Annotated in this window: 16 protein-coding genes and 2 pseudogenes; 6 read left to right on the top strand and 12 right to left on the bottom strand. The window is 73.3% G+C overall.

Features of this window, described 5'->3' with window-relative positions; genetic code table 11:
- Positions 1-177: 177 nt before the first annotated feature.
- Complete coding sequence (locus BGO37_RS06650) at positions 178-366, top strand: hypothetical protein (RefSeq protein ID WP_291753300.1); 189 nt, start codon at positions 178-180, stop codon at positions 364-366.
- Position 367: 1 nt separating this feature from the next.
- Here the strand turns inward: BGO37_RS06650 and BGO37_RS06645 are convergent, their stop codons facing one another.
- Entirely contained in the window at positions 368-1,096 is a 729-nt protein-coding gene (locus BGO37_RS06645; protein WP_291753299.1) for a hypothetical protein, read from the bottom strand.
- Between the two features lie 130 nt (positions 1,097-1,226).
- On the opposite strand from BGO37_RS06645, the pseudogene BGO37_RS06640 reads away from it, so the two are divergent.
- Positions 1,227-1,417, top strand: a pseudogene (locus BGO37_RS06640) (DNA-binding response regulator); the annotation flags it as partial.
- A 224-nt stretch (positions 1,418-1,641) separates the two neighbouring features.
- Positions 1,642-1,986 carry a PASTA domain-containing protein gene (locus BGO37_RS06635; RefSeq protein WP_291753297.1) on the top strand — a complete coding sequence of 115 codons (345 nt, stop codon included), beginning with the start codon at positions 1,642-1,644 and terminating at the stop codon, positions 1,984-1,986.
- Positions 1,987-2,644: 658 nt separating this feature from the next.
- Here BGO37_RS06635 and BGO37_RS06630 read toward each other — a convergent pair.
- The 8 genes and pseudogenes from BGO37_RS06630 to BGO37_RS06595 form a co-directional block, all read right to left on the bottom strand.
- Entirely contained in the window at positions 2,645-3,067 is a 423-nt protein-coding gene (locus tag BGO37_RS06630) for a hypothetical protein (protein WP_291753296.1), read from the bottom strand.
- A gap of 98 nt (positions 3,068-3,165) precedes the next feature.
- Positions 3,166-4,620, bottom strand: coding sequence for a recombinase family protein (locus tag BGO37_RS06625; RefSeq protein WP_291753295.1), 1,455 nt, complete (start codon positions 4,618-4,620; stop codon positions 3,166-3,168).
- A 124-nt stretch (positions 4,621-4,744) separates the two neighbouring features.
- A pseudogene (locus tag BGO37_RS06620) lies at positions 4,745-5,191 on the bottom strand (ATP-binding cassette domain-containing protein); the annotation flags it as partial.
- Positions 5,191-6,414: an ATP phosphoribosyltransferase regulatory subunit gene (locus BGO37_RS06615; protein ID WP_291753293.1), complete on the bottom strand. Its 1,224-nt coding sequence runs from the start codon at positions 6,412-6,414 to the stop codon at positions 5,191-5,193. The gene BGO37_RS06615 and the pseudogene BGO37_RS06620, both read right to left, overlap by 1 nt.
- A gap of 85 nt (positions 6,415-6,499) precedes the next feature.
- Positions 6,500-7,615 carry an ABC transporter permease gene (locus BGO37_RS06610; protein ID WP_291753292.1) on the bottom strand — a complete coding sequence of 372 codons (1,116 nt, stop codon included), beginning with the start codon at positions 7,613-7,615 and terminating at the stop codon, positions 6,500-6,502.
- Positions 7,612-8,535: an ABC transporter ATP-binding protein gene (locus tag BGO37_RS06605; protein WP_291753290.1), complete on the bottom strand. Its 924-nt coding sequence runs from the start codon at positions 8,533-8,535 to the stop codon at positions 7,612-7,614. Before BGO37_RS06605 ends, BGO37_RS06610 begins: the two co-directional genes overlap by 4 nt.
- Before the next feature lie 107 nt (positions 8,536-8,642).
- Entirely contained in the window at positions 8,643-9,587 is a 945-nt protein-coding gene (locus BGO37_RS06600) for a 4-(cytidine 5'-diphospho)-2-C-methyl-D-erythritol kinase (RefSeq protein WP_291753289.1), read from the bottom strand.
- Between the two features lie 4 nt (positions 9,588-9,591).
- Positions 9,592-10,539, bottom strand: a complete 948-nt coding sequence (locus BGO37_RS06595; RefSeq protein ID WP_291753287.1) for an rRNA adenine dimethyltransferase family protein — start codon at positions 10,537-10,539, stop codon at positions 9,592-9,594.
- Between the two features lie 215 nt (positions 10,540-10,754).
- On the opposite strand from BGO37_RS06595, the gene BGO37_RS06590 reads away from it, so the two are divergent.
- The 3 genes from BGO37_RS06590 to BGO37_RS06580 are packed head-to-tail and all read left to right on the top strand — an operon-like array spanning position 10,755 to position 12,567.
- Positions 10,755-10,931 carry a hypothetical protein gene (locus BGO37_RS06590; protein WP_291753285.1) on the top strand — a complete coding sequence of 59 codons (177 nt, stop codon included), beginning with the start codon at positions 10,755-10,757 and terminating at the stop codon, positions 10,929-10,931.
- Positions 10,928-11,596: a cytochrome b N-terminal domain-containing protein gene (locus BGO37_RS06585; protein WP_291753282.1), complete on the top strand. Its 669-nt coding sequence runs from the start codon at positions 10,928-10,930 to the stop codon at positions 11,594-11,596. Before BGO37_RS06590 ends, BGO37_RS06585 begins: the two co-directional genes overlap by 4 nt.
- Complete coding sequence (locus BGO37_RS06580) at positions 11,593-12,567, top strand: hypothetical protein (RefSeq protein ID WP_291753280.1); 975 nt, start codon at positions 11,593-11,595, stop codon at positions 12,565-12,567. The genes BGO37_RS06585 and BGO37_RS06580 overlap by 4 nt, the downstream gene beginning before the upstream one ends.
- Positions 12,568-12,617: 50 nt before the next feature.
- Here BGO37_RS06580 and BGO37_RS06575 read toward each other — a convergent pair whose 3' ends face one another.
- From BGO37_RS06575 to BGO37_RS06565, 3 genes are all read right to left on the bottom strand, one after another.
- A complete protein-coding gene (locus BGO37_RS06575) occupies positions 12,618-13,703 on the bottom strand; it encodes a resuscitation-promoting factor (RefSeq protein ID WP_291753279.1) in 1,086 nt (361 codons plus the stop codon).
- Between the two features lie 378 nt (positions 13,704-14,081).
- Positions 14,082-15,272: a ubiquitin-like domain-containing protein gene (locus tag BGO37_RS06570; RefSeq protein ID WP_291753278.1), complete on the bottom strand. Its 1,191-nt coding sequence runs from the start codon at positions 15,270-15,272 to the stop codon at positions 14,082-14,084.
- Positions 15,273-15,434: 162 nt separating this feature from the next.
- Entirely contained in the window at positions 15,435-16,442 is a 1,008-nt protein-coding gene (locus BGO37_RS06565) for a TatD family hydrolase (RefSeq protein WP_291753277.1), read from the bottom strand.
- Positions 16,443-16,456: the final 14 nt, after the last annotated feature.

Genomic DNA, 16,456 nt, shown 5'->3' with positions numbered 1-16,456 from the left:
AGAAGGGCATTCGCGTCTCACGACCCGCCCATGACCGCGACCTCATCAGCGGATCCGGGCTGAACAGCCCGTCACCGACCGCATCGAGGACTTCCGCACCTTCGTCGACGAACAGGTCACCGCGCGCCGCGTCGAACAAGACGCGCTCATCGACGACCCGCCGCGTACGGTCCAGTAGTGGTCCGCCACTACCGGAAGAAGACAGGGCAGCTGCCTCCCGAGCGGCGCCTACGCGTTCGAGCCACACGCTGTACCGAGATCGATCCGGAGAAGATCGCCGAGGTCCTGATCCGCGTCGCACTACGGGAAGCCGACCAGCGGGATGCGGGCGCGTATCTCCGCGACCACCTCGCCGAGCCGAACTAGCTCAGCCGACGAGCACCCGTCCGACGACGTAGACCACGGCGCCGCTCACCGCGACCGGCAGCGCGGCGGCGGACAGCGACGGCAGCACCCGCTTGAGCTCGACGAGCGAGTCGAACAGCGCGTCGAGCGAGGCGACCAGCACGCCGACCGCCACGCCGAGCAGCACGCCGGCCTGCAGGCTGATCGTCGGCAGCACCCAGCCCGCCGCCGCGCCGGCCGCCGTGGCCGACACGGCGGTCAGCAGCGCGCTCACCCAGCGCGGCACCTCGAACGCCGCGACCGCCGAGCCGACCGCAAGCGCGAGCGCACCGGCGACGACGATCGCCTCGCCGCCCGCGAGCGCCTCGGCCGCCACCCAGCCCGCCGTGGACAGCGAGAGCACGCCGCCAGCCACCGTGCCGGACACGGACTCGACCATCCGGATGCGACCGTCGCGGCGCAGCAGCTCGTTGACGAACGACACCATGAGCGCGCACGCGAGGACGACGGCGAGCCCCGACAGCCCGGTGCCGCCGTAGCGGACCGCGAACACGGCCGCGACGCCGGTCATCCCGACGACGGCCGCCGAGCCCGGCACGAACGGCAGCCCGGCCAGCTCCGGCCATCCGACGGCGACGACGAGCACCAGCGCCGCCGCCACCGCGAGGAGTGCGACGGGATGCAGGTACCCGGCCAGGGCGATCGCAGCCGCCACCGCTGCCGTGACGACCGAGCGGGAGGCGAGCGTCACGGCGGCGATTCTCGCAGATGGTGACCGGCCGCGGACTGGACGGTGATCGGACGGCGGTCACACCCTGGACGTTCACGCGGAGCCGTGTCCTCACTCCTGCACGCTCGGAGATCCCGGTGGCAGACCTGCTACCCCCGCGTCCAGAGGCTCGGCGCAGACGCTCCCCACCCTCGGTCTACTGTCCTCCCGGGTCCGAATTCTCCCGGTCGAGCCGTCCGCTCTGGTGGACACCCCGGGCGCCGGCATAGTCGTACTCGACGTGCGACGAGACCTGGTCCGGACCGTGCGCGCCTGAGCGCGCGGCGACTGCGCGCCGCCGGCGGCACATGTTCCGGCGAGTCAGCATCGAGCAGGCGGCCACCAACGCGGTCGACGCAGCCCACGGGAGCGCGACTGGTGCCCGACCCGGCGCCCGGGTGCGCGGCACGAGGCAACTGATCCGGGCGCGCAGAGGCAACCTCATGACGTCAGCGGCCGACCAGCAGGTCACGGGCCGCCGCCCACAGCCATGGTCGTGGGGATGTAGCCAGCCTACGATCGAGGGCATGGGCGATCGCATCGCGCGGCGGGTCGTGACGGTTCCGGACGTGGTAGGCCTGACCTTCCGCGTCGGCCGGGAGGTGGCACACAAGGCGGGTGTCGCCTTGGCGAACCGCGACCCGGATGGGCCGCCGATCGCCGCGCTGGCCTGGCCCGGCCTGCACTACATCGTGCGACAGCAACCAGCACCGGGCACCTTGTTGCACGAGTGGGACTCGGTGGTGATCGAGGTCACCAAGCACGGCGACGCTCCCGCTCTCGAGCCAGCCCAGCCGCGTCCCTCCCCGCCAGCCGACGCTGTACAGGCGACCTTCGAGCCCCAGCAGTACATCGATCTGACCGACGACTGACCACAAGAACCGCCGGCTCAGCCAGTCCATCACATCCTGCTGGTCGGCGATCCCCACCCGGATGGACGACTAGATCAGGGGCTCAAGACTCCCGCTACCCCGGCGGGCACGAAACCGATCGTCGTCGCCAACGTGCGCCACCGACTGCCTGCGCCGCCAGCGACGCCACGAATACCCCGAGCCGTGCACCCCGACCAGGTAGGGGCACAGCGGAAAGCTCCAACCACGCCTGCTGGGTCGTCGCCGGCCAGCACAGGGACGCGATGGACGGGTGCTGTTCAAACACGTAGCGTCGCCTGCACGGCGGGCGTGCGGGCCGCTGCCGGTCCGTCGAGCTGCAACTGGACCAGCAGCCCAGCCGGTCCGCAGTGCCTGGGAGCGTCACGCACAGGCGACAGGGCCGCTCCGGCGGCAGTCCGGAAGTCCGCGGCCATCACCCGCCACCCCACCATCTGTGATCGCGGGTCCTGGGCCGGGCCGGCAGGGCGATGACCGCCGCGACGAGCCGCTGCGACAACTGCGTCGACCAGCCGGTCTCGCACGGTGCGGCGGCCGCGGCTCAGCATGGTCGACGCCGCACTGCCGCTCGCTGTGGCGGGCGATGCAGGCCATGGGCGCGCTCCAGGCTCGTCACGGATTCCTGACGCCGGTTCGCACCTTACTTCCGAGCCACCGGCACCTCGAAACGGTCCTGATGGGCGGAGCCGCCCACCCGGCGCGACCCAGTCCAGAAGGGGACATCCATGACGATCACTAGTGCGCCGGCTGCCCGGCAGGCCGCCGTCGCCCCAGACCAGCCGACCACCACGAGCAAGGCAACGACGACCGCATCGAGGACTTCCTCGCCTTCGTCGGTGAACAGGTCACCGCGCGTCGCACTGAACAAGACGCGCTCGTCGACGGGGCGGACACCTGCGATGACTGAACTGCACTCGAACAACAGTGGCGACCGTGAGGACACCGACGCAGCGCGGATCCGCGTCGTGGCCCACACTCGCGCCCAGTCTTTCCCGCCGTTGCGAAGCGAGCAGGCCGCCTTGGTGAAGGCAGTCCTTGCCACGGCTCCGCCAACGTGCACCATGCCCGCGACCACAACCTAGTGTCACCGGGTGCGGTGGATGAACCGGCAGCAACCACGGTTTGCGAGACCCACTACAGCCCAAGGGCCCGCGAGCGTGCTCACTGTGTGCCAAGCGGCGCCTCGCTGGTTGGCCGGGTGGCGTGCTGGACCCGGGGAGTGATCAGGACACGCTCAGGCTGCATAGTGCGGGACCCCAGGCGTGGAGCCTTCGTTATCCGGATCTCGAACACCGCCTTGAGGATCCGACGCTTCTCCCGCAGGTCCGTGGCCTCCCAGGCGGCCCGGATGTCGTCGGCGGTCACCAGGGCACGGATGCCGTCGTCGCCAACTGGTGGCACCGCCGCCCGTTGTGCCTGCTCGATCTGGGGCCGCAGCGTCGCTTCAACCCGTGACAGGGTCGCGAGCGTGACTGCACCAGCCGCGTACTGGTCGGCCGCCTCGTCGAGCCGGGTCTGCAGCTCAACCACCCTGAGCTCGGCCTGTGTCGAGCGTGCCGCCCAGTCCTCGCCCTCGGCGGTCAGCATCGCGATGTTCTCCTGCCTGCTGAACCAAGCAACCGCGGTCTCGCTGACAAGCTGGTCGACCCAGCCGGCCGCGATGACAACCTTGTAGCAGCCGCGGAACCGGCAGTGGTACTTCGGGATGCGCGGCTGTACCGGCGCCCGGCCGCGAGCCTTGAAGGTTGTGCGCGTCAGTGGCCGGCCGCAGTAATGGCACCTGGCGATGTGCGACAACAACCCCTTGGGGGTCACCCCGTCTGACACATGCACCCGGCGCGAGGGGTCGAACAGGATCCGCTGCAGACGGGTGAAGTCCTCAATGGAGATCAGCGGCTCCCAGGCGGCCTCCCCCACCACTTGCCCGCGGTACACCCGCTGGCCGGCGATCGTGGGGTTGCGCAGGACCTGCTTCACGGTCATTGTCAGCCAACCCCGCGGCACGCTGTCTTTCCGTGGCCCCTGCGGTGTCGGCTCACCCTGGTCCTGCAAGGTGTTCGCGACCGTGAGTACCGGAACGCCGGCAAGCACCTCGCGAACCATCCACCTCACCAGTTCACCGGTGTGCGGGTCCGGCTCCTGCCTGATCAGCGCGCCCGTGTGCTCGTCGTAGATCCGGCGGTAGCCGTACGGCAGCCGCCCATGCGGTCGACCCTTCTCCGCGTTCAGACGCGCCGTGCGCAGCTGACGCTCGTGCATCGTGTTGGCGTCCGCCTCGGCCCGCAGGAACTCGAAGCCAAGCATGAACGCGTCATCTGAGCGCGAGAAGTCGTAGACACGACCGTGGGTCAGATACAGCACGCCGGCCTGCTGGCACGCGGCGCGCAACTGCACGTAGATCGCCATGTCCCGCCCAGCCCGCGACGGCTCCCACGTGACGAATCCGCCGTACCGGCCGGACTTGATCAACTCAATGGCTTCCTCGAAGCCCTCGCGCTCCTTGCGTCGCCACTGAGATGCCGAACGGTCGGCGTCGGTGACGACCTTCGCCACCCGCCAGCTGAGTGGCACGCACCATGACCGGCACTCCTCGATCTGATCGCCGATCGACCGCATGAGCTTGTGACGGTCCTTCGACGCCCGCCCGTACAAGAGGGCTTCGATGGACCGAGCCGGTCCCACAACCGCTGCGTTGTTCTCCACGGACATGAGGTAGGTCCCGTCTACCCCCCTCCTCCGTACTCGCCTCGTCCAGCAGGAGCACCTCGTCGTCCCCGACCAGGAGGGCCGCCAGCGCGACGCGGCGGCGCTGGCCGCCCGAGAGGGTCTCCACGGTGGCGTCGAGCGGGACGTCCGGCAGCAGGCCGTCGTGGACGGCCCGGATGCGCGGGTCGGCCGCCCACTCGTGGGTGTCGGCACCGGGGTGGATCGCGTCGAGGACCGTGCCGTCGGGCAGCACGTCGCGCTGGTCGAGCACCCCGACGCGCACGCCGCCGGCGCGGGTGACGCGGCCGTCGTCGGGCGCCTGCAGGCCGGCCAGGACGCGCAGCAACGTCGACTTGCCGGCGCCGTTGGGGCCGACGACGCCGACGCGTGCGCCGTCGTCCAGCCCGAGCGAGATCCCGTCGAGGATGGTGCGGGTGCCGAGCGCGACGCTCACGCGGTCGGCGCCGAGGAGGTGGGCCATCAGCCGCCGAGGGACCGCACGTGCGCCGTGCCGCCGTCCTCGGCGTCGGCCACGTGCGTCAGGCCCTGCTCGACGAGCCCCTCGAAGAACCGGGCGCTCGGCTTGCGCGGGGCGCGCACCAGCACCACGTCGGCGCCGTCCGCCTGCAGCCGCCCCCGCGTCAGCATCAGCTCGGCGACGTCCACGCCGTCGCCGTACAGCAGCGCCACCCGCAGCCCGGCCTCGGGCTCCGGCGCGACGAGGTCGATGATCCGCTCGAACCCGATGGAGAACCCGGCGGCCGGCACGTCGCGGCCGAGCCACTTGCCGACGACGCCGTCGTACCGCCCGCCACCGGCGACCGACGAGCCGACCCGGGCGTGCTTCACCTCGAAGATCGGGCCGGTGTAGTAGCCCATGCCGCGCACCAGGGACGGGTCCAGCGTGACGCGGGCCTCCGGGAGCACGGTGCGGACCGCGGCGACGATCGCCGGCAGGTCGTAGAGCGACACCTCGCCGAGGCCGGGCAGCGACAACGTGCCCGATGCCAGGGCCGCCTCCGCGTCGTCGCGCACGGCCAGGACGGTGTCGAGGACGCCCCGGACCCCGGCCGGTGCGCCGAGAGCGACGAGCTCGTCGGCCACCGCGTCCGGACCGATCTTGTCGAGCTTGTCCAGCGCGATGAGCGCGTCGGGGACCGTCGCCCCCTCGAACCCGGCCGCCGCGAGGAGGTCGGTGAGCGTGCGCCGGTCGTTGACGAGCAGCGTGACGTCGTCGGCCATCCCCAGGTCCGCGAAGGCGGTGAGGGTCGCGACCAGGAGGTCCACCTCGGCGAGGTACGACGGCTCGCCGAGGATGTCGATGTCCACCTGCGTGAACTGCCGGAAGCGCCCCTTCTGCGGCCGCTCCGCGCGCCACACCGAGCCGGCCTGCAGCGCCCGGAACACCTCGGGCAGCTCCGCCTGGTGCGACGCGTAGTACCGGGTGAGGGGCACGGTGAGGTCGTAGCGCAGCGCGAGGTCGGTGGCGTCGGCGGGCGTGACCGCCTCGTCGGGCTCCAGGCCGCGCCGGAGGATCTCGAAGAGCATCGACTCGTTCTCGCCGCCCTGGTTGGAGCGCAGGCGCGAGAGCGGCTCGATGGCCGGCGTCTCGATCTCGGAGAACCCGAAGCGGCGGTAGGTGGCGCGCAGCGTGCTCAGCACCCGTTCGCGGGTCTGCTTCTCCGCGGGGAGGACGTCACGCATGCCACGAGCGGGAACGACCTTCTGCGCCACGGCAGGCAAGGCTACCGGGCGCCGGCCGCACCCGGCGCCGCCGTCCGCCCACCGCTCATGCGGTGGCGCGGCGCCCCAGCACCTCCCCCAGCCGGACGCGGGCACCCGTCCGCAGCACCGAGCGCTCGTAGACGAGGGCCGCGAGGGCCACGACGCCGGCCGTCGTCGCGGCGAGCACGACGAGCGAGGCCACCGGCTCCCACCATGCGGCGTCGCCGAGGTAGATGCGCACGGGCATGCCCATCACCGCGCTGAACGGCACGTAGGACAGCACCCGCATGAGCACGGGGCTCCCGCTGCCGTAGATCACCAGGTAGAAGGGGATGAGGCCGAGGATCGTGATCGGCATGATCACGGGCCCGGAGTCCTCGACGCGGGAGACGAGCGAGGCGGCGGCCGCGAACATCGCGGCGAAGAGCACGAAGCCGACGACGAAGAAGACGACGAACCACCCGACGGGCGCGCCGACGAGCGAGATGAGGTGGTCCTGCCCGGTCAGCTTGAGCCCGAGGAGCGCGACGAGCGCCATGGCGGCCGCCTGGCCGAGCGCCAGCACGCTGCTGCCCGCCACCTTGCCGGCCATGAGCACGCGGGCGGGCACGGCCGCCAGGAGCACCTCGACGACGCGCGTCTGCTTCTCGATGATCGTGTTCTGGGCGATCGTCTGGCCGAACACCATGACGACGATGAGGAACACCATGCCGAAGGCGAACGGCACGAGGTAGCGCACGGCCTCGCTCTGCGCGGCGGGGTTGAGCACCTCGACGGCGGGGGCGCGGGTGAGCGCCGCCACGAGGGCGCCGGGTGGGCCGTCACGGCCGACGACACGCACCGGCGTGCCGGGCAGGAGCGCGGCGGCGACGGTGCCGTCCTGGACCGCGGCACGCGCGGCGGCGTCGTCGGCCACCGGCACGGCCGTGAAGCCGGGCAGACCCTGCAGGTCGCCGGCCGTCGCCGGGACCACCGCGACCCGCTGCGTCGCGGACCCGGTCGCGGGTGAGGTGTCCCGCTTGGACAGCACGGAGCCGACGACGATCCCGGCGAGGATGCCGACCAGCAGGATGATCGTGGAGACCACGAACGCGCGGCTGCGCAGCTGGGTGGTGACCTCGCGCTCCGCGACCAGCAGGGCGAGCCGGGCGGGCGAGGTGGTCGACGTGGGCGCGCTCATGCCGCCACCGCCGTGCCGGTCGCGGTGCGCGGCGCCTCGTCGCGGATGACCTCGCGGAAGATCTCGGCGAGGCTCGGCCGCACCGGCGAGAACTCGGCGACCGGCCCTCGGGCGACGGCCTCCGTGAGCACGCGCTGCGCCGCGGCGTCGTCGGCCTCGAACAGCACCTCCCCCTCCGACCGCTCGATGACCACGACTCCCGGCACGCCTGCGAGCCAGTCGACGGCACCGGGTGCCCGCAGCCGGTGCCGCGGCTCGCTGTACTGGGCCCGGAGCTCCTCCCGGTCGCCGGCGGCGACGATCCGGCCGCCGGCGATGATGACCACGTCGTCGCACAGCCGCTCGACGACGTCGAGCTGGTGGCTCGAGAAGAGCACGGGCGCCCCGGCGTGCGCGCGCTCGCTCAGCACGTTCACCACCGTGTCGACGGCGATCGGGTCGAGGCCCGAGAAGGGTTCGTCGAGCACCAGGAGGCTCGGCTCGTGGACGAGCGCGGCCGCGATCTGCGCGCGCTGCTGGTTGCCGAGCGAGAGGGTGTCGAGGCGGTCGTCGGCCCGCGGGGCGAGGTCGAGCCGCGTGAGCAGCTCGCGGGCGCGGCGCTCGGCGCCGGCCCGGTCGAACCCGTGCAGCCGGGCGAGGTAGGCCAGCTGCTCGGCCACCTTCATCCGCGGGTACAGGCCGCGCTCCTCCGGCATGTACCCGAACGTGCGGCGCGTCGCCGCGTCGAGCGGGCGGCCGTCGATGGACACGGAGCCGGCGTCGGCGCTCAGCACGCCGAGGATGATGCGCATCGCCGTCGTCTTGCCGGCGCCGTTGCCGCCGACGAAGCCGGTCAGGCGGCCGCGTCCCACCGAAAAGCTCACGCCGTCCAGGGCGCGCACGTCGCCGAACGAGCGACTGACGCCGGTCAGCTCCAGCATGGTTCCTCCCAAGTGCCGCCCCCCGGCGGCGCACGAAAACTGATATCAGATTTCGGGGGGTGGCGTCCAGGGCATTTGGGCTCCGCGTCGCAGGGCGGCCTCGCGCCTCAGTCGCCGTTGCTCACCACACGAGCGCCCGCGACGGGGCCGACGGCGGTGAGGACGCGGTCCGCGACACCGGCCGCCGTGAAGGCGGCCGCGACGACGAGCGCGTGCTGCCGGTTGCGGGCGAGCGCGGCCACCGTGGGGCCGGAGCCGGAGACGACGACGCCGAGCGCGCCCGCGTCGCGGGCCACCTGCAGCGGCTCGGCGAGGTCCGGGGCGAGGTCGAGGGCGGCGGGCTGCAGGTCGTTGTGCAGGGCGCGGCCGAGCGCCACCGCGTCGCCGGCGAGCAGCGCCTGCATGAGCGGCACGTCGTCGGCGTCGCTCGGCGCGGGCGGCGGGGCGTCGCGATGACGCGCGTCGAACGCCGCGTACACGGCCGCGGTCGACAGGCCCTGGTCACGTACCGCGAACGCCCAGTGGAACTCGCCGCGGGTGAGGGCGGGGGTCAGCAGGTCGCCCCGCCCCGCGCCGACGGCGGTGTGCCCGGTCAGCAGGAACGGCACGTCGGCGCCGAGCGAGGCGGCGAGGCGGGCCAGGTCGTCGCGGCTCAGCCCGGTGCTCCACAGCGCGTCGCACGCCACGAGCGCGGCCGCCGCGTCGGCGGAGCCGCCGGCCATCCCGCCCGCGACCGGGACACCCTTGACCAGGTGCAGGTGGACGTCGTCGACCACCCCGGTGCGCTCGGCCAGCAGCCGGGCGGCGCGCACCGCGAGGTTGGAGTCGTCGGTGGGCACCGCGTCCGACTGCGGGCCGCCGACCGTGACGAGTATCCCCTCGTGCGGCGAGGCGACGACCTCCTCGTAGACCGACACCGCCTGGAACACGGTGGACACGGGGTGGTACCCGTCGGGCTGGCGTGCTCCGACGCGCAGCGACAGGTTGACCTTCCCCGGCGCGCGCACGCGCACCTCTCGCGACGGGAGCGCGTCGACCGGGGTGAGCGTCACGTGCTCACTGTGCCAGGTCGGCGGGCGCAAGGTGCTCCGCGATGCGCGCGAACCCGCGGACGTCCACCGCCTCGCCGCGCGCCCCCGGGTCGACCCCGGCGGCACGCAGCGCGTCCTCGGCGGCGGCCGGCGAGCCGGCCAGCGCCGCGAGCGCCTGGCGCAGCGTCTTGCGGCGCTGCCCGAAGGCGGCGTCGACCACGGCGAACACCGCCCGGCGGCTCGCGGACGTCTCCGGCGGTTCCCGCCGGTCGAGCCGCACCAGCGCGGAGTCGACGTTCGGGACCGGCCAGAACACCGCCCGTCCCACCGTCGCCGTGCGTCGCGCCGCGGCGTACCAGGCGGCCTTCACCGACGGGACGCCGTACGTGCGGCTCCCGGGCGGGGCGGCGAGCCGGTCGGCCACCTCGGCCTGGACCATGACGAGCGCGCGGCCCAGGGAGTCGAAGCGCTCGAGGAACGACAGGAGCACGGGGACCGAGACGTTGTACGGGAGGTTCGCGACGAGTGCGGTGGGTTGCGCGCCCGGCAGCGCGGTCAGGTCGAGGGCGTCGGCCAGCACCACCTGCAGCCGGGCGCGGCCGCCGGCGTCCCGCAGCACGGCGACCAGCTGCGCGTCCTGGCCGACGAGCTCGTCGGGCGCGCCGGGACCGGGGTCGACGGCGAGGCCCGGGACGTGCGCGGCCACGGTCACCGGGAGCAGGCGCGCCAGTACCGGGTCGATCTCCACGGCCACGACGTCCGCCTCGGCCTCGAGCAGGCCGAGCGTGAGGGACCCCAGCCCGGGGCCGACCTCGACGACGGTCTCCCCGGGCGCGACGCCCGCCTGCCGGACGATCTTGCGCACGGTGCCCGCGTCGAGCACGAAGTTCTGACCGAGCGTCTTCGTCGGGCGCACCCCGGCGTGCGCCGCCAGCTCGCGGATCTCCGCCGGGCCGAGCAGCTCCACCGTCACGGGTGTGCAGGCTAGCGGGCCGCCGGCCGGCACGCCGCCGGGCCGGGCCGCCCGACCCGGTCGCCAAAACTCACAGGCTCGACACAGACTGCGCGCCGACACTGCGGTCGGGTCCACCGACGGACGCGGGGAGCGCGTGCCCGGCTGCCGGCGCCCGCGTCAGTTCATCCACGCCACCCCAGGTCAGAGGGTGGTTCGAGCAGTCGAGGTGACACATGCGCAACGGCGTCGTGCTCATGGACTCCGGCGGGCGGTACATCGATTCCGGCGTGATCCAGATCTCCCTCACCAACGCGATCATCATCGTCGCGATGATCGTCGTCTTCGCCCTCGCGATCCTCCTGCCCTTCCCGGGGCGGGGCCGGCGCGGTGGGCGCGGCGGCGACTCGTGACCGCCGCGAGCGCAGGCGGGGAGCCCACCCCCGCGGGCAGCTGGACCGTCCGCACCCGCGACCGCATCACGCGCATCGTCCCGCCGGGGCAGGCGCTGCCCGACCGGCAGCCGGCCTACATGTCGTCGTGGATCTACGTGTTCGGCATCCTCACCGTCGCGGCGCTCCTCGTCGTCGTCGCCACCGGTGTGCTGCTTGCCGTCGGCGGCGTGGCCTGGTGGCACGTGTCGCGCACCGGGCACTTCGTCAACTCGCTGCACCTGTGGAGCGTGGAGCTGTTCTTCGCCTTCATGGTCATCCACCTCTGGGGGAAGTTCTGGATGGCCGCGTGGCGGGGCAACCGCGCGCTCACCTGGATGACCGGCGTCGTGGCCTTCCTCGGCTCGATCGGCACGGCGTTCACCGGGTACCTGTCGCAGTCGAACTTCGACTCCCAGTGGATCAGCACGCAGGCGAAGGACGGGCTCAACGCCGTCGGCGTCGGCGCCTACTTCAACGTGCTCAACCCGGGCCAGATGCTCATGTGGCACATCACGCTGCTGCCGCTGGTGCTCGGGGCCATCGTCGGCCTGCACCTCGTCCTGGTGCGGCGGCACGGGATCGTGCCGCCGATCGACGCCGAGGGGCCCGACGACGTCGACCTCCAGGAGGCGGGTGCCCTGTGACCGCCACCACCGCCGCGCGGCCTGTGCGGCGCCGGTCCTCCGGCACCCCCGACTCGCACGGCTTCCCCACCCGCCCGTACGACCTGGTCAAGGAGTTCGTCGTCGCGCTCGTCGTGGTGACGATCCTCACCGTGATCCTCGCCGCCGCCTTCTCGTCGCCCGACGAGAAGGCGATGACCATGAGCGACTGGGCCGCCGCCGCGCCCAACGACGTCGTCGCGACCGCGGCCGGCGAGCTCGCCGGGACCACGACGAGCGCCGGGTACGGCCCGCCCTACAACACGGCGGCCGACGGCCAGATGCTCGGCCCGCTCCCGCTCCAGAAGTGGGGCGGCGTGCGGATCCCCGTCGACTCGGCGCAGGACCTCGTCGTCACGCCGCTCTCGCACGTCACCGGCAACCCGGACCTCACCGCCGCCCTGGCCACCTGGACCGCGGCGTCGGCCGACCAGCAGACGACGTGGGCCTCGGCATACTCCGACGCCCTGTCCAAGGCGCCGGACGGCGATCCGAAGCAGGTCGCCACGGGCGACTACGGCCCCGTGCCGACGATGTCCGAGGCGTTCCTCACGCTCGCCGGCAGCGGCGGCCTGGAGGGCGCGCTGTCGTCGTCGACCACGTTCTACGCCTCGGACCAGACCCGTCCGCTGCTGCTGCTCTCCGACGGCTCCTACCTCGAGGACCAGGCGCGGGCGCGCCACCTCGGCGGTGACCAGTGGGGCATGATGAACGAGACCGGCAACTACCCCGGCCAGCCGTGGATGTGGCTGTACACGTTCTGGTACCAGATCCCGCCGTTCTCCACCTCGGACAACGCGGACGCCCTGGTGTGGGGCCTCATGATGCTGCTGACGCTGCTCCTCGTGCTGGTGCCGTTCATCCCCGGCCTGCGGTCGATCCCGCGGTGGATCCCCGTCCACCACCTCATCTGGCGCGACTGGTACCGGGACCACCCCCGCCGGCGCGCCTGAGGGCACGCGTGAGGCGCCGGCGGTGCTCCGCCGGCGCCTCAGGCACCCGATCAGCTGAACAGGTACTTGCCGCAGACCGGCCACTGGCCGGCGCCCGAGCGCGTGAACAACGCCTGGGCGCGGGCCGTCTGCTCGGCCGCGGAGGCCTGCGACGGCAGCCCGGAGCCGCCCACCGCTCGCCACGTCCCGAGGGAGAACTGGTAGAGCCCGTAGTACAGGCCGTTCGCCGACACCGCGTCGACCCGGCCACCGGACTCGCACCGCGCGAGGGCGGGCCAGTTGAGCGACGCGGCGCTGCCGGAGGCCGCAGGCACGGGCGACGCCGTGACGGGCCTGGCCCTGGTGCCCACCGCCACGACCCGGTCCACGGGCGCCGTGGTGACGGAGTCGGAGACGTTGACGCGCGCGGTCTGGACGCCGTCCACGGTGGTGACGTGGTCGACCACCGTGCGCACGCCGTTCGTGCCGGCCTGGCGCACGGTCGACGTGCCCCGGTACGCGGTGGCGTCCTGCACGGTCTGCGTGCCGAAGGGCACGGCGCTCGTCGTCGTCACGTCCTGCTCGACGACGCGCTGCACGACGACCTGCACGCGCCCGGCGTCGGTCCGCGTCACCGACACCGCGTCGAGCGGCTGCAGCGTGATGCCGAGCTGCGCAAGGGCCGAGGCGACGTCTGTCGCCCCGTCCGGCACGGTACGCGTGGTGCCGTCGGCGATGACGTCGACGGGGCCGCTGACGGCCAGCTCGAGGTCGAGCTGGGCGCGGTCGCCGGAGCGCGAGACGACGAGCGACGGGTGGGCACCGTCGCGGGTCTCCAGGTCGGCCAGCGCCTCGTCCACCGTCAGCGCGGTGGTCCACACCTGCTCCCGGGTGCCGTCGTGCTGCACGGTGAGCTCGTGGGCGTGGCGGACGACGACCTGTGCACCGTCCTGCAGCGCCCCGGTCGGCGACACCGCGTCGCGGTCGGCGACCGTCACGTGCTGGGCGGCCAGCAGGCCGTCCACCGAGCCGGCGAAGGTCGAGACCGTCGTCGTCCTGCCGTCCACGTCGAGCGTGACGGTCTTGTGGGCCGCGGCGTAGGCGGCACCGCCGCCTACGAGGACCAGCGCGACCGCGCCGGCCGTGATGGGAAGCACCCGACGCCACCGTCGGTTCCCCGGGTCCGCCGCGTGAGCCGCGGCCGAACCGTCGTCGGAGGTGTGCTGGGGGGAACCGAACAGGTGGGCGAAACGCATGGGGCTCCAGCCGCCGCAGTGCCCGGGCACGCAGTGCGGGAACCGTGCCCCGCGAGGGGCACCCGGCGGTGCCGCGGCACGGCCGGGGCCACGCGCGGCGGCAGGCCCGGAGGGGGGCCAACGCCGGTCCCGGACCTACGATCCGGCCGTCACGACGAGGCCCGGTGGGGCTCGTCGGCCACCCCTCCGGCACGGACCGAGATGGTTCCGTGACGCAGGCGCGACAGTGGACCGTAACCGAAGCGTGACAGGATCACCAAACGGCGGCGGTGTGCCGGGTCAGTACCAGCCGGCCGACGACTTGTGGTTGTAGGCCCCGCACGGGGTGCCGTACCGGCCTGCGATGTAGTTCAGGCCCCACGTGATCTGGGTCGCGGGGTTGGTCTGCCAGTCGGCCCCGACCGAGGCCATCTTCGAGCCCGGGAGGGCCTGCGGGATCCCGTAGGCGCCGGAGTAGACGTTCTGCGCGTTGACGCGCCAGCCGCTCTCCTCGTTCCACAGCTGCAGCAGGCAGGCGAACTCGTTGTCACCCCAGCCCCGCGCCGCGGCCATGTCCTTGCCGAGCGCCTGCGCGGTGCCCGGTGCGACGGCGACGAGCGCGGGGTTCGGCAGGGGCTTGGTGCCGAGGAGCACCACCTGCGTCACGGGCGGCGAGGTGAGCACGCTGCTCAGCTGCGTGCGGGAGACGACGACGCCCCCGACCACCTGCACGTCGTACGTCGTCGTCCGCACGCCCGCCCGGCCGGCGACCTTCACCTTCGTCGTGCCGGAGACGAGCGTCGGGTCGTCGATCTGCTGCGTGTCGAACGGCACCGCCTCGGTGACCTTCTGCCCGCTCGTCGCGGCCCGCGTCACCATGACGACGAGCCCGTCGACGGCCGCCGCGTCGAGCGGCACGGACACCTGGTCGCCCTCGTCGAGCACGAGGCCGATGTCCCGGAGCGCGTCGCGGACCGTGGCGGCGCTCGTCACCCCGTCGATCACCTGGCCGTCGACCGCGAGGTGGATGGTCTTCTGCGTGGAGACCCGCAGCACCCGGGCGTCCAGCCGCTCGGAGCGGGAGGCCGACAAGCGCACGTTGTCGCGCAGCCCGAGCCCCTCCACGGCCTCGCCGACGGTCAGGGCGGTGGTCCAGATCTGCTGCTGCTGGCCGTCGATGTCCAGGGTCAGCTCTCGGCTGTGGCGCACGACGACAAGCCCGCCTGCGGCGATCGGGGATGCCTGCTCGGGCGCGACGACGTCGTCGGGACCGACGCTGACGTGGGCCGCCGCGAGCACGTCCGCCACGGTGCGGCCGAACGCGTCGACCTGCACGGTGGTGCCGTCCACGTCGACCTCGACGCGCTTGTGGAGCACCGCGAACGCGGTGGTCGACGCCGCGACCAGCGCCAGCACCAGCGCCTGGGCCGTGACCCGCGCGAGCCGTCCGACCGCGCGCCGCTGCGCGCGAGGGGGCACGGCCTGCGTCACGCTGGTCCTTCCGTCGGCGGTCCCGTCCCGGTGGTGGCGCGCGAGTCGCCCCACCTGGACGGCCTTCCCGGTGTCATCGGCAGGCGAACGGTCCCCCTCGACCCGCGCCGGCACGCACACCAGGACCGACCGTAATGGATCCGTGACCAACTGTGAAACCCGTCACCAGGGTCCATACACCTCCTGCGCGGTGGCGGCGAGGCGTTCGCACACGTCGGCGAGGTCGCGGCCCTGCGTCTGGGCGATCATCCGCACGGCGCCGGGCAGCAGGTACGGCGCGTTGGGCCGGCCGCGGTGGGGGTGCACGGTGAGGTAGGGCGCGTCGGTCTCCACCAGCAGCAGGCTCGGCGGGACCTCGCGCAGGGCCGCGCGCAGCCCCTCGTTCGCCGGGAACGACACGGGGCCGGCGAAGGAGCAGAACCAGCCGTGGGCCACGGCGGTGCGGGCGAGCGCGGCGTCGCCGGAGAAGCAGTGGAACACCGTGCGCTCGGGAGCGCCGTCCGCCTCCAGGACCTCGACGACCTCGTCGTGCGCGTCCCGGTCGTGGATCTGCAGCGCCAGGCCGAGCTCCTTCGCGAGCGCGACGTGCGCACGGAACGCCTCGCGCTGCACCGCCCGGCCGCGCGGGCCGGCACGGAAGAGGTCGAGGCCGGTCTCGCCGATCGCGCGGATCCGCGCGTTGCCGCGCGCCAGCCCCGCGACCAGGGCGACCGCCTCGTCGAGCGGCACCTCGTGCCGCGGCCGCGGGTCCGGCTCGAGGCCGTCGGGGGCGACCTCCCGCACCCCGGCGTGCAGCACGGCCTCGTTGGGGTGGATCGCGACGGCGCCGAGCAGCTGGTCGTGCTCGCGCACGGCCGCGTCCGTCCACGCGGCCGACTCCAGGTCGCACCCGACCTGCACCATCCGCGTCACCCCGACGGCGGCGGCAGCAGCGAGGTGCCCGACGAGCCCGGCACCCCCTTCCGCCACCCGGGCCCCACCCCCGGTGACTCCGGTGACGTCCGGACCGTGGTCAGCGGTCCGGGGTACACCGGAGTCGGGGGTGGCAGGGGCCGGCGGGAACGGGTAGGTGACCTCGAGCACCGACTCCAGGTGGGTGTGGTTGTCCACCGTCGGCACCGGGAGCGGCTCGGGGGGCTCCGGCCAGCCCCGGTCGCGGTGACGGCTCATCAATGCCCTCGCCG

The organism is Cellulomonas sp. 73-92 (genome assembly GCF_001898175.1).
Lineage (GTDB): Bacteria > Actinomycetota > Actinomycetes > Actinomycetales > Cellulomonadaceae > Cellulomonas.
This window is presented reverse-complemented; position numbering and strand designations above follow the sequence as displayed.

Coding starts and splice junctions, on each gene's coding strand:
- BGO37_RS06635 (WP_291753297.1), top strand. CDS start 1,642: ATGGGCGATCGCATCGCGCGGCGGGTCGTGACGGTTCCGGACGTGGTA.
- BGO37_RS06630 (WP_291753296.1), bottom strand. CDS start 3,067: ATGGTGCACGTTGGCGGAGCCGTGGCAAGGACTGCCTTCACCAAGGCG.
- BGO37_RS06625 (WP_291753295.1), bottom strand. CDS start 4,620: ATGCGGTCGATCGGCGATCAGATCGAGGAGTGCCGGTCATGGTGCGTG.
- BGO37_RS06615 (WP_291753293.1), bottom strand. CDS start 6,414: ATGCGTGACGTCCTCCCCGCGGAGAAGCAGACCCGCGAACGGGTGCTG.
- BGO37_RS06610 (WP_291753292.1), bottom strand. CDS start 7,615: ATGAGCGCGCCCACGTCGACCACCTCGCCCGCCCGGCTCGCCCTGCTG.
- BGO37_RS06605 (WP_291753290.1), bottom strand. CDS start 8,535: ATGCTGGAGCTGACCGGCGTCAGTCGCTCGTTCGGCGACGTGCGCGCC.
- BGO37_RS06590 (WP_291753285.1), top strand. CDS start 10,755: ATGCGCAACGGCGTCGTGCTCATGGACTCCGGCGGGCGGTACATCGAT.
- BGO37_RS06565 (WP_291753277.1), bottom strand. CDS start 16,442: ATGAGCCGTCACCGCGACCGGGGCTGGCCGGAGCCCCCCGAGCCGCTC.